The organism is Phreatobacter sp. (assembly GCF_022843985.1).
In the GTDB taxonomy this organism is placed as follows: Bacteria; Pseudomonadota; Alphaproteobacteria; order Rhizobiales; family Phreatobacteraceae; genus Phreatobacter.
Genome location: NZ_JALHMP010000001.1, coordinates 124,532 through 136,836, shown reverse-complemented (window position 1 = coordinate 136,836; position 12,305 = coordinate 124,532). Strand labels below are relative to the sequence as shown.

Annotated in this window: 8 protein-coding genes; 5 read left to right on the top strand and 3 right to left on the bottom strand. The window is 67.3% G+C overall.

Annotated elements, in window-relative coordinates:
• Positions 1-6: 6 nt before the first annotated feature.
• Positions 7-1,101 carry a glycosyltransferase family 4 protein gene (locus tag Q0C57_RS00645; protein WP_296570635.1) on the bottom strand — a complete coding sequence of 365 codons (1,095 nt, stop codon included), beginning with the start codon at positions 1,099-1,101 and terminating at the stop codon, positions 7-9.
• A 38-nt stretch (positions 1,102-1,139) separates the two neighbouring features.
• Complete coding sequence (locus Q0C57_RS00640) at positions 1,140-1,763, bottom strand: polysaccharide biosynthesis/export family protein (protein ID WP_296570632.1); 624 nt, start codon at positions 1,761-1,763, stop codon at positions 1,140-1,142.
• A gap of 159 nt (positions 1,764-1,922) precedes the next feature.
• Between Q0C57_RS00640 and Q0C57_RS00635 the strand changes: the two genes are divergently transcribed.
• Positions 1,923-4,058 carry a Wzz/FepE/Etk N-terminal domain-containing protein gene (locus Q0C57_RS00635; RefSeq protein WP_296570629.1) on the top strand — a complete coding sequence of 712 codons (2,136 nt, stop codon included), beginning with the start codon at positions 1,923-1,925 and terminating at the stop codon, positions 4,056-4,058.
• Between the two features lies 1 nt (position 4,059).
• Here Q0C57_RS00635 and Q0C57_RS00630 read toward each other — a convergent pair whose 3' ends face one another.
• Entirely contained in the window at positions 4,060-5,271 is a 1,212-nt protein-coding gene (locus Q0C57_RS00630) for a GNAT family N-acetyltransferase (RefSeq protein WP_296570626.1), read from the bottom strand.
• A 109-nt stretch (positions 5,272-5,380) separates the two neighbouring features.
• Between Q0C57_RS00630 and Q0C57_RS00625 the strand changes: the two genes are divergently transcribed.
• The 4 genes from Q0C57_RS00625 (at position 5,381) to dnaE (ending at position 12,299) form a co-directional block, all read left to right on the top strand.
• On the top strand, positions 5,381-6,436 hold the full coding sequence (locus Q0C57_RS00625) for a polysaccharide deacetylase family protein (RefSeq protein ID WP_296570623.1): 1,056 nt from the start codon (positions 5,381-5,383) through the stop codon (positions 6,434-6,436).
• Positions 6,437-6,543: 107 nt separating this feature from the next.
• Entirely contained in the window at positions 6,544-7,812 is a 1,269-nt protein-coding gene (locus Q0C57_RS00620) for a lipoprotein-releasing ABC transporter permease subunit (protein WP_296570619.1), read from the top strand.
• 61 nt (positions 7,813-7,873) lie between these two features.
• Positions 7,874-8,533 (top strand): ABC transporter ATP-binding protein, encoded by a 660-nt coding sequence (locus Q0C57_RS00615; RefSeq protein ID WP_296570934.1) that lies wholly within the window; start codon positions 7,874-7,876, stop codon positions 8,531-8,533.
• A gap of 331 nt (positions 8,534-8,864) precedes the next feature.
• Positions 8,865-12,299: a DNA polymerase III subunit alpha gene (dnaE, locus tag Q0C57_RS00610; RefSeq protein ID WP_296570616.1), complete on the top strand. Its 3,435-nt coding sequence runs from the start codon at positions 8,865-8,867 to the stop codon at positions 12,297-12,299.
• The last annotated feature ends 6 nt before the right edge of the window (positions 12,300-12,305 follow it).

The window sequence follows — 12,305 nt, the reverse complement described above, 5'->3', positions numbered from 1 at the left end:
TGGTGCTCAGGCGGCGCGGCGCAGTGCGAGGGCCTCGCCATAGGCGGCAAGCACGCCCTCGGCCATGGCGTCGACGGAAAAGCCGGCCTGGATGCGCTCGCGCAGGCGCGCGGCCAGGGCGCGGGTCTCGTTGGGATCGTCGAGGGCGGCGGCTATGGCACCCGCGAGCGCCCAGTCACTGCTGGGCGCCACCAGCCTGTCCGCGTCGGGTCCGAAGATCTCGCCGATGCCGCCGACGGCGCTCGCCAGCACCGGCAGTCCCGCCGCGCCGGCCTCCAGCACCACATAGGGGAGCGATTCCGCCCGCGAGGGCACGACGAGCAGGCGGCCGCGGGCAAAGGCTTCGCGTGCGGGAAGCGCGCCCGTAAAGGTCACGGCGTCGGTTAAGCCGGCATCCGCGGCCTTCTGGCGGAAGTGGCCGGCATCGGGACCGTCACCGACGATGGTCGCGGTCAAAACGCGCCCGCGCCCGCGCAGGAGGGCGATGGCGTCGATCAACACGTCAATGCCCTTCAGGTGCCGCAACTCGCCGATGAACAGGAGGTCGGTCGCGCCCTGCCGCGATGGCACGGATGAGAACTCGCCTTCGCTGACGCCGTTATGCACGACGCGCACGGCGCCGCGGGGCTTGCAGACCTTGGCGGCGAAGGCGTTGAGGCCGAACAGGCTCTCGAACAGGAACAGGTCGGTGCGGGCCGCGAGCAGGCGTTCGAGCGTCAGGTAGACGAAGCCGACGGGCGTCGTGCGCGAATAGTGGAGGCTGCCGCCATGGGGCGTGTAGACCTTGAGGCGTGAGCCACCCGCAAGACGGGCGAAGGCGCCGCCCTTGGACCCGTGGCCGTGAACGACGTCGATGTCCTTCGCGGCGAGGATCTGCGCGACGCCGCGGCCGGCGGACCAATCGGCCGGGCCGAGTTCGCGGCTCATCGGCACCCGGGCGAGGCCGAGGGCGAGCACCGGCTTCAGGCCCTCGAAGACCGCTGCCGCCCGATCGCCGCCGGTCGAGGCGTCGGCGACGATGCCGACGCGGTGTCCGCGGGCGGCCTGCGCCGCCGCAAGGTCGACCACGTGCCGGAACAGCCCGCCGACCGGCGCGCGCATGACATGGAGGATCGCAAGGCTCGATAAGGACAAAGGCGTCAGAACCAGCGCTCGCGCACCACGACGGTATCGCCGGGGGCGAGAGGGTGGGTCAGCGGTACGTCGGCGCGGTAGAGCTGGCCGTTCACCTTGCGGGTGACCTCGATATTCCAGCGGTTGGCGCGCGGCGTGAACCCGCCGGCAATGGCGATGGCGTTCTGCGCGGTCATCCCGGTGACGAATGGAAACTGCCCGCCGGCGGTCACTTCGCCCATAATGAAGAAGGGCCTGTAGGTCTCGACCTCGACGGAAACACTCGGCTCGCGAATGAAGCCGCCGCGCAGCTTGGCGGCGATGTCCCGGGCCAGCATGTCCGTCGAGCGGCCGGCTGCCGGGACGAGGCCGATCAGCGGCATGGCGATGGAGCCCGTGGCATCCACAGCATAGGAGTTGGTCAGGCCCTCCTGACCGAAGACCACCACCCGCAGACGGTCGCCGGTGTCGAGGAGATAGGGGCCGCGCGGCATGATCTGCTCGTGCGGCACCAGCGCGCCTTCCGGGCCGACGGGCCCGGCCGTACCGCGCGTCGTATCGACGAGCGTGCCGGGGCCGGCGCCCGGACGGCCGGCGCACCCAGCCAGAACCAGCGCTGTCGCCGCAACCAGCAGGAAAGAGCGCTTCACGGCTGCACCTCGAAACCTCTCGTGATCATGGCGGCGATCATCGGCCAGCGTGGTTAAGAAAGACTGACTGGGCGCGTCCCGGCCTCGGCTGATTAACCCGATGGCAACCCTAATGATTTCTATTCAGCCTGCGTGGACGTTGCAGGAGGTGGCGGCATCATGGTCGGGGCAGGAGACACGATACCGTCAGGTCGCGACAGGGCTTCCCTGGTCGATCTCGACCTCGCGGGTCTGGCCCGCGCCCTCTGGGCTTCGCGCTTCTGGATCATTGCTCCGACCCTGGCCGCGCTCGCCATCAGCTTCGCCGCCGTCAGCCTGACCGCTCCGACCTATCGCTCCGAGGCCCGCATTCTCGTCGAGAACGGCGAGAGCTCCTTTACCCGCCCGGAAAGCGATCGCTCCGGTGGCGCCGACCGCGCGGCCGTCGACCAGGAGGCCGTTCTCAGCCAGGTCCAGCTGATTCTCTCCCGTGACGTCGCCAAGGCCGTGGCGCAGAAGCTCGACCTCGCCCGCAAGCCGGAATTCGATCCCGCCCTGCGCAGTTTCAATCCCGTCAAACAGGTGCTGATCTTCCTCGGTCTTGCCGAGAATCCGATGCGCATGACCGCCGAAGAGCGGGTGCTGCGCAGCTATTTCGAGAAGCTGACGGCCTATCAGGTCGACAGGTCGCGCATCATTGCCATCCAGTTCGATTCGCAGGACCCGGCGCTCGCCGCCGAGGCCGCCAACATGGTCGCCGCCCAGTTCATCGAGGCCCAGCAGGCGAACAAGCGCAGCCAGACCCGCAATGCCAGTCAGTGGCTCTCGGGCGAGGTCGACGGCTTGCGCCGCAAGGTCGAGGAGGCCGAGGGCCGTGTCGAGAGCTTCCGGGCCCGCGCCAATCTCTTCGTAGGCACCAACAATACCAGCCTGACCGCCCAGCAACTCGCCGAGGTCAACAGTCAGATCGCCGCCGCCCGGGCCCAGCAGTCTGACGCGCAGACCCGTGCCCGGTTGCTGCGTGACTTCCTGAGGTCCGGCCGGCCGATCGAATCGGGCGAAATCGTCAATTCCGAGATCATCCGCCGTCTCAACGAGCAGCGCGCCGCCGTGCTCGCCCAGCTGGCCGAACAATCGTCCACCCTCGGCCCGCGCCATCCGCGCATCGCCGAGCTGCAGGCCCAGCGCCTCAATCTCGATGGGCAGATCCGCTCCGAGGCCGAAAAGCTTGTCCGGGTGCTGGAGAACGATGCCCGCTTCGCCGGGGCTCGCGTCGAGGCGCTGCAGCAGAACCTCGATCAGGTGAAGCGGCAGGCCGGGGAGGCCAGCGAGCAGGAGGTGCAGCTGCGCGTCCTCGATCGCGAGGCCAAGTCGCTGCGCGACCAGCTTGAGACGCTTCTTGCCCGCTACCGCGATGCCTCCGCCCGCGATACACTCTCCGCTCTGCCGGCCGACGCCCGGGTTATCTCGCGCGCCCTCCTTTCCAATGTCCCGGCCTTCCCGAAGAAGCTTCCAACCATCCTCATCGTCACCCTCGGTACACTGATCCTGGCGATTACCGCGGTGGCGACACTGGCGTTGCTGGTCGGAACGCCTCCCGCAGAGTTTTCGGCAAGCGATGACCCTTCCGAAGGGACGGCGGCGCCGGCCGCCGATGTGCGACGGCAGGTCGAGGCGCCGCCGCTCGCCGCCTCAGCCGAACAATCGGTCTTCCCGGAGACCCTCACGCCGGTGGCACCGGAGAGCATCGCCGCGCTTGCCCATCTGCTCGACCCCGGCACCGGAGAGGCCGCTTGCCGCCGCACGCTGGTGGTCGCGACCCGGGACGGCCTCTCCGCATCCGGCGTCACCCTCGCGCTCGGGCGGGAGCTGGCGGTCGCCGGCCGCCGCGTGGTGATGATCGATCTCGATGACGAGAATGCTTTCCTGTCGACTATGGCGGGGTTCCGGGCCGCCGGCCTCTCGGATTTCGCCGCCGGACGCGCCGGCTTCGGCGACATCATCCATCGCGATTCACAATCGCCGGCGCATATCGTCCCCGTTGGCACGGTGGGCGCGCCCGCAGCGGACATGGCGGCCTTCGCCGTGGAGGCCCTGGCGCACGGCTATGACGCGATCGTGCTGTCGGGCGGCATTCTGCCCGCCGCTGCGGCCGCTTTCGACGACCTCGTCGCCCTCGCGGATGATGCAGTCGTGGTCAGCGAAGGCGAAGCTGGCGATGCCGGTGTCCAGAGTGCCTATGAGCGGCTGACGGGTGCTGGGCTTCGGCCGGTCGTGGTGATGCTCGCCATCGACGACGAGATGGCGGCCGCCTGAGTCAGGCCGCGTTATCCCGGGCCGCCGGTTTGGCGCGCAGGCGGCGCAGCTTTCCGACCAGCGACCACAGGAAAGGCGATTGCTTGACCCGTCGCTTGGCATGCCCCAGCGCTCCGAGCGCCGCCGCCAGGGCGGCACCCTTGGCGGTCGTGGCAATCGCCTGATCGAAGAGCGGGTCGATGCCATCGCAGATGTGCGACTTGTAGCCAGCCTCGCCGGCCCCAAGGTCGAAAACCGCGAGGCCGCGGGCGCAGCAGTCGCGGATCAGATGGTGGAGCAGCAATTCACCCGGGCTGTCCTTCTGCATCGGCCCGGGGATCATGGCATTGAACATGCCGGAATAGCGCCCCTGGGCGATGGTGCCGGCGAAGAGCGCTACCGGCTCGTCGCCGACCATGAGGGCACTGAGTTCGAGGGCCGGAGCCTCGCCAGACGCGGCGTCGATGATGAAGTCGCGCATGCCGCTGACAGCGAAGACATTGGCGATGCCGAGTTCGGCGAACCGCGTCGCCTTGTAGGCGAGGAACGTGTCGGTGAACCGGACAATGGCGGCGGGCTCGCACGCCACGACGAAGGACAACGCTCCCATCTCGGCGAGCGAGCGTTCCTTGCGGCGGATCTTGCGGCGTGATGACGAGGAGACGACCCGGTCGAGCACCGCATCGCCATCGGGTCCGAGCGCCAGATGATAGCCGAAGGACGGGGAGGGGCGGTGGGGCAGCAGCGCGAAGGGATTGGCGTGCCCGCCCCAGGCGAGCGGCTGGTTGGTCAGCGTGAAGAGATCGATGGGCATCGGCGACTGCCGGGCGATCTGGCGCAGCGCCGCCATCAGGCCAGCCGCCGTCAGGCTGGCCGCGAAGGCGGGTCGCCACAGGCCCATGCCGAAATTGGAGTGTTTGCCGCCGATGAAACTGGCGATGGTTACGCCCGCCCGGCGCCTGACGACGAAGGGCAGCAGAGCCTGAGGCTGGCCGGCCTCATCGTCCAGCAGCGCCAGACAGGGGACCTCGCCGGGACCGAGATGGCGCAGGAATGCCTCCTGCCAGCCAAGACGCTGGTAGCCGCTGTGCGGTGCCTCGGCCTCGAGCACGCGCCAGTCGGCGCGAACCGCGTCGAAATGGTCGAAGACCCGCACGCCGACAGCGCAAGACGACGTCTGCAGGCCGGCCTGCGGCGCGGGCTGGGGCGACAACGTCTCGGCGATGGAAGTCATCTGGGCGCCTCGGTCGAAGGAACGAGGTTGTCAAAGAAGTCTCAAGAAATGGTTGGCACTCTGTCCGTGATTTTGCGCATGGAATGCCAGGTCGAGGAGGAGTCCAGGAATGAGCGGCCTGCGGATGAACGTCTTCAAGGTCGGTCTGGAAGCGCTCTACCTCACCAGCGCCCACCGCCTGATGCGCCCCTATGTCGGCGGCGTCGGCGCCATCCTCATGCTGCATCACGTGCGTCCGGCACGGCAGCAGGAGTTCGCCCCCAATGCGCTTCTCGAGATCACTCCCGACTATCTCGAGGGCGTCGTCGAGCGGGTGCGTGCCGGTGGCTTCGACATCGTCACCCTCGACGAGGCCCATGACCGGCTGGCGGCGGGCGAAGAGGGCCGGCCCTTCGTCGCCTTCACCTTCGATGACGGCTATCGCGACAATGCCGAATTCGCCTATCCGATCCTGAAGAAGCACGGCGTACCCTTCACCATCTATCTGCCCACCTCCTTCATGGACCATGAGGGCGAGCTCTGGTGGCTGGTTCTTGAGCACACGGTCCGCACCCAGCGGGCGGTGACCGCGTCGATCGCTGGCCAGACCGTGCATTTCGACTGTTCCAACGCCCAGCTCAAGCGCGAGGCCTTCGGCGAAATCTACTGGTGGCTGCGTTCTCTGCCCGAGACCGAATTGCGCGCCTATGTCCGCGACCTGTCGGCCCGCCACGGCATCGACTTCCGCGATATCTGCCGGGACCTGTGCATGACCTGGGACGAGGTGAGGGCGCTCGGTTCCGATCCGCTCGTCACCTTCGGCGCCCATACGATCGACCACCTGATGCTCGCCAAGTTCCCTGAGGAGACGGTGCGTCGGGAAATGGCCGCCTCGCGCGAGCGCATCGAGGCCGAGCTCGGCCGCAGGATCGATCATTTCGCCTATCCCGTCGGGGATCCGACTTCGGCGGGCCCGCGCGAATTCGCCATGGCCCGCGACCTCGGCTTCAAGACCGCCGTGACGACCCGCCCCGGTCTGCTCTTCCCCGAGCACCGCGACCACCTGACCGCCCTGCCACGCGTCTCGCTGAACGGGTATTTCCAGTCGCTGCGCTATGTCGACGTGCTGCTGTCGGGCGCCGCCTTCGCCGTTTTCAACAGGTTTCGGCGGGTCAATGCGGCGTGAAGCGCCGGGCCCCGGAAATTCCGCCGCTCCCCCGTCGCGAGAAGGCCTGAATCAGATAGTTTGTGTGGGCTGACCCGCGCCCTGCGGTTCAACCCCATGATTGGTCGATGTCAGAAGCCACCGGAACACGCCCCTTTTCCGCTTTCGAATGGATGCTCTCGCTGCGCTACCTCCGGGCGCGCCGCAAGGAGGGTTTCATCTCGGTCATCGCCGGGTTCTCCTTTATCGGCATCATGCTGGGCGTCGCGACGCTCATCATCGTCATGGCGGTGATGAACGGCTTCCGGAAGGAACTGCTCGGTAAGATCCTCGGCGTCCAGGGCCACATGGTTCTCCAGCCGATCGACACGCCGCTGACCGACTATGTCGAGGTGGCCCAGCGCCTCATGCGCATTCAGGGCGTGCGGCTGGCGGCCCCGGTCATCGAGGGCCAGGCGCTGGCCTCCTCCGCCTTCAATGCCGGCGGCGCCATCGTGCGCGGCATGCGGGCCGAGGACCTGCGCCGCCTGCCGCTGATCTCCACCAACATCAAGCAGGGCGGCCTTGAGGATTTCGACACGAGTGAAGGGGTCATGGTCGGCCAGAGGCTCGCCAACCAGCTTTCGCTCCGGCTCGGCGACAGCCTGACCCTCGTCTCGCCGAAGGGCTCGTCCACCCCCATGGGCATGACGCCCCGGATCAAGGCCTATCCGATCGTGGCCATCTTCGAGGTGGGCATGACGGAATATGATTCCGCCTTCGTCTTCATGCCCTTCACCGAGGCGCAGGCCTATTTCAATCGCGACGGCGATGCCTCCTCCATCGAGGTCTATACCGACAATGCCGACCGTATCGAACAATACCGCCGCGCCGTGTCGGAAGGCGTCGAGCGGCCGGTCTTCATCGTCGACTGGCGGCAGCGCAACGCCACCTTCTTCTCGGCCCTCCAGGTCGAGCGCAACGTCATGTTCATGATCCTGACGCTGATCGTCTTCGTCGCGGCGCTCAACATCATTTCCGGCCTGATCATGCTGGTGAAGGACAAGGGCCGCGACATCGCCATCCTGCGAACGATGGGCGCCACGCGCGGCGCCGTGATGCGCATCTTCCTCATCACCGGCGCCTCCATTGGTGTGGTCGGCACCATCGCCGGGTTCATCCTTGGCGTCGTCGTCTGCCTCAACATCGAGAAGATCCAGGAATTCGTCTCCTGGCTGACCGGCACCACCCTGTGGGACCCGACCGTGCGCTTCCTCACCCAGATCCCGGCGGACATGTCGACGGGCGAGACCCTGACCGTGCTGTTCATGGCGCTGGTCCTGTCCCTGCTCGCCACCCTCTACCCGTCCTGGCGGGCGGCCAAGCTCGATCCGGTCGAGGCGCTGCGCTATGAGTGATGTCGTGACCGCCGAAGCCCCGGTCGCCGCCGCTGGCGGCGAAGAGGCCCCCGTCCTGTGGATGGAGAAGGTCGAGCGCCGCTATGCCGAGGCCGGCGCGCCGCTCGAAATCCTCAAGGGTGCCGATTTCGCCATCTGGCCCGGCGAGACCGTGGCCCTGATCGCTCCTTCCGGCACCGGCAAGTCGACCCTGCTGCACCTCGCCGGCCTGCTGGAAGCCCCCGACGGCGGCGAGGTCTATATCAGCGGGCGCGCGACCTCGAAGCTCGCCGACAAGGATCGCACCCGCATCCGCCGGCTGGAGATCGGCTTCGTCTACCAGTTCCACCACCTGCTGCCCGAATTCTCGGCGCTGGAGAACGTCATCCTGCCGCAGATGATCCGCGGCCTCTCCTACAAGGAGGCCAAGGCCCGGGCGAGCGAACTCCTGACCTATCTCGGCCTAGGCGAGCGCCAGACTCACCGTCCCGCGGAAATGTCCGGCGGCGAGCAGCAGCGCGTCGCCATCGCCCGCGCTGTCGCCAATGCGCCGCGCCTCCTGCTGGCGGACGAGCCGACGGGCAATCTCGACCCGAAGACCGCCGACCACGTCTTCTCGGCGCTCGGGCAACTGGTGCGGGCCTCGCGCCTCGCCGCGGTTGTTGCCACCCACAATATGGACCTCGCGGGCCGCATGGACCGGCGGGTGACCATCCGCGACGGCCTCATCGTCGAGTTGTGAGGCTGGTAACGGTCCGTTAACACCGATTGTTCCGATTTTGTTCCGGTCTATTGTTCCGTGAACAAAATGAGAACATGATGTCCTGGCTTTCGGAAACGCGGGAGGACATTATGATCCGCAGCTTCATCGAAGACGCCGCCGCCCTGGTCGCCCTGGGTCTCTTCACCGGCATGATCACCGTCTGGGCGCAAGCGCTTCAGGGATGACGACACCGGCCTGTGCATAGCGGTGACCAGGGCGCCTCACCCCTTGCGAGAGAGGGCGCCTAACCGCCAAGGTCGGCCGTCTAGCGACTCGGCGCGGGCGAGCCATGGCAGGGACACGGGATTGGATGGCAGGACAGGCTTTCGTCCACTTGCGGGTCCATTCCTCCTTCTCTCTGCTGGAGGGTGCGCTGGGCATCGGCAAGCTTGCCAAGCTGGCCGGCCATGACCGGATGCCGGCAGTAGCCGTCACCGACACCAACAATCTCTTCGCCGCCCTCGAATTCTCCGAGAAAATGAAAGGCGAGGGCATCCAGCCGATCATCGGCCTCACCCTCGGTCTCGACTGCGGCGACAGGGCCGTCGATCCCAAACGGCCCAATCTTCAGGCGGCCAAACCTCGCATCGCCCTTCTGGCGGCGAGCGAGCAGGGCTATCTGAACCTGATGGCGCTGTCGTCTCGGGCCTTCATGGAGAGCGCCGATGTCGGCGATGCCAGCATTTCGCTCGCCGTGCTCGCCGCCCATGGCGACGGACTGATTGCGCTGACCGGCGGCCCGGGCGGTCCGGTTGACCAGGCCTTCCGCGACAGCCAGGCAGACCTCGCCCGCAGCCGCCTCGACCGGCTCGAATCGATCTTCGGAGACCGGCTCTATGTCGAACTGCAGCGCCACGGCCTCGACGAGGAGAAGGCGGTGGAGCCCGACCTCATCCAGGAGGCCTATGCGCGCGGCCTGCCGCTGGTCGCCACCAACCAGTGCTATTTTGCTTCGCTGGGAGACTACGAGAGCCATGATGCCCTGATCGCCATCGCCGAGGGGCGAGTGCTGGGCGATTCCGAACGGCGCCAGCTGACGCCCGAGCACCGGTTCAAGACCCAGGTGGAGATGGTGGCCCTCTTCGCCGACCTGCCGGAGGCCGTGGCCTCGACGGTGGAGATCGCCCGCCGCTGCCACTTCCGGCCGAAGACCCGCAAGCCGATCCTGCCGAGCTTCACCGAGGAGGCCGGCGGCGCAGTGCTGGACGAGGCCGCCGCACTGGCCCGCCAGGCCCGCGAGGGGCTCGACCGGCGGCTCGCCGTCCATGGACCGGCCCCGGGCCTCACCGAGAAGGACTATCGCGACCGCCTGGATTTCGAGCTTTCGATCATCGCCGGCATGAAGTTCCCCGGCTATTTCCTGATCGTGGCGGACTTCATCAAATGGGCCAAGGCGCAGAACATTCCCGTCGGTCCCGGCCGTGGCTCGGGCGCTGGCTCCCTCGTCGCCTATGCCCTGACCATCACCGACCTCGATCCGCTGCGCTTTGCGCTGCTCTTCGAGCGCTTCCTGAACCCTGAGCGTGTGTCGATGCCGGACTTCGACATCGACTTCTGCCAGGACCGCCGCGACGAGGTGATCCGCTACGTCCAGGAGCGCTATGGTCGCGCCCAGGTGGCGCAGATCATCACCTTCGGCACCCTGCAGGCCCGCGGCGTTTTGCGCGATGTCGGTCGCGTCCTCGAGTTGCCCTATGGCCAGGTCGACAAGCTCTGCAAGCTCGTGCCGCAGAATCCGGCGGCTCCGGTCACGCTGGACAAGGCCATCGAGGGCGAGCCCAAGCTCCAGGCGGCCCGCGACGAGGACCCCGTCGTCTCCCGCCTCTTCGGCATCGCCACCAAGCTGGAAGGGCTCAACCGCCACGCCTCGACCCACGCCGCCGGCCTTGTCATCGGCGACCGGCCGCTGGTCGAGCTCGTGCCGCTCTACCGAGACCCGAAGACCGACATGCCGGTCACCCAGTTCAACATGAAATGGGTCGAGCAGGCCGGGCTGGTCAAATTCGACTTCCTCGGCCTGAAGACGCTCACCGTGCTGCAGAAGGCGGTGGAACTGATCGCCCGGCGCGGCATTGCCATCGACCTCGCCACCATCCCGCTCGACGATGCCAGGACCTACGACATGCTGGCCCGCGGCGAGACGGTCGGCGTGTTCCAGGTGGAAAGCGCCGGCATGCGCAAGGCCCTCGTCGAGATGCGGGCGAGCCGCTTCGAGGACATCATCGCCCTCGTCGCGCTCTATCGCCCGGGCCCCATGGCCAACATTCCGGTCTATTGCGCCCGCAAGCACGGCCACGAAAAGGCCGAATACCCCCATCCGCTGCTCGAGCAGGTGCTCTCCGAGACCCACGGCATCATCGTCTACCAGGAGCAGGTGATGCAGGCGGCGCAGATCCTGTCGGGCTACTCGCTCGGCGAGGCCGATCTCCTGCGCCGCGCCATGGGCAAGAAGATCAAGGCGGAGATGGACAAGCAGCGCGAGCGCTTCGTCTCCGGCTGTGTCGAGCGGTCGATCCCCAAGGCCAAGGCGGACGAGATTTTCGATCTTCTCGCCAAATTCGCCGATTACGGCTTCAACAAGAGCCACGCGGCAGCCTATGCCCTCGTTTCCTATCATACGGCCTATCTGAAGGCGAATTACCCGGTCGAATTCATGGCGGCCTCCATGACGCTCGACCTGTCCAACACCGACAAGCTGTCCGAATTCCGCCGCGAGGCGGTGCGCCTCGGCATTCCCGTCGACCCGCCGAGCATCAACCGCTCGGGTGTCCATTTCGAGGTGGCCGAGGGCCGCATTCTCTATGCCCTGGCGGCGGTGAAGGGTGTCGGCCAGCAGGCGGTGGAGGCCGTGGTGGCGGCGCGCAGCGAGCAGCCGTTCCGCGACCTCGGCGACTTCGCCCAGCGCATCAACCCGCGGATGCTCAACCGCAAGACACTGGAGAACCTCGCCTCCGCCGGCGCCTTCGACGATCTGGAGCCGAACCGCGCCGCCGCCTTCGCCGCCATCGACCAGGTGCTGGCGGAAGCCCAGCGTCAGGCCGAGGGGCGGGCGCTCGGCCAGGATGAGCTCTTCGGCGGCTCTGGCGCACCGCTCATCCGCGTGCCGAAGGTCGAGCCCTGGCTGCCGGCCGAGAAGCTGGACGAGGAATACAAGGCCATCGGCTTCTTCCTGTCGGGCCACCCGCTGGACGATTACCAGGCAGCATTGAAGCGCCTGCGCATCGAGCCGTTCCTGGAATTTTCCCGCAGCGTCCGTCAGGGCGCCAGCGCCGGGCGGCTGGCCGGCGTCGTCACGTCGCGACAGGAGCGGCGCACCAAGACCGGCAACAAGATGGGCATCGTCACCTTTTCCGATCCCTCCGGCCATTACGAGGGCGTGCTGTTCTCGGAGGGTCTGGCGCTCTATCGCGATCTGCTCGAGCCCGGCAAGGCGGTGTTGCTGGCCGTCGGTGCCGAGTTGCAGGGCGATGACGTGCGCGTGCGCATCCAGTCGGTCGAGCCGCTTGATGCCGCGGCCGTGCGTGTCCAGAAGGGCTTCCGCGTCTTCGTCGAGGATCTCGGAGCCATCGACTCGATCGCCCGCCGCCTGCCGGTGAAGGGCGATGGTGAGGTGAGCCTCGTCATCCGGCTTGCCGATGCCGGCAGCGAGGTCGAGGTGAAACTGCCTGGCCGCTTCGCGGTCTCGCCGCAGATCGCCGGCGCCATCAAGGCCGTGCCCGGCGTCCAGGCGGTCATGGAGATGTAGGCACCT

Coding starts and splice junctions, on each gene's coding strand:
- Q0C57_RS00645 (WP_296570635.1), bottom strand. CDS start 1,101: ATGCGCGCGCCGGTCGGCGGGCTGTTCCGGCACGTGGTCGACCTTGCG.
- Q0C57_RS00635 (WP_296570629.1), top strand. CDS start 1,923: ATGGTCGGGGCAGGAGACACGATACCGTCAGGTCGCGACAGGGCTTCC.
- Q0C57_RS00630 (WP_296570626.1), bottom strand. CDS start 5,271: ATGACTTCCATCGCCGAGACGTTGTCGCCCCAGCCCGCGCCGCAGGCC.
- Q0C57_RS00625 (WP_296570623.1), top strand. CDS start 5,381: ATGAGCGGCCTGCGGATGAACGTCTTCAAGGTCGGTCTGGAAGCGCTC.
- Q0C57_RS00620 (WP_296570619.1), top strand. CDS start 6,544: ATGTCAGAAGCCACCGGAACACGCCCCTTTTCCGCTTTCGAATGGATG.
- Q0C57_RS00615 (WP_296570934.1), top strand. CDS start 7,874: ATGGAGAAGGTCGAGCGCCGCTATGCCGAGGCCGGCGCGCCGCTCGAA.
- dnaE (WP_296570616.1), top strand. CDS start 8,865: ATGGCAGGACAGGCTTTCGTCCACTTGCGGGTCCATTCCTCCTTCTCT.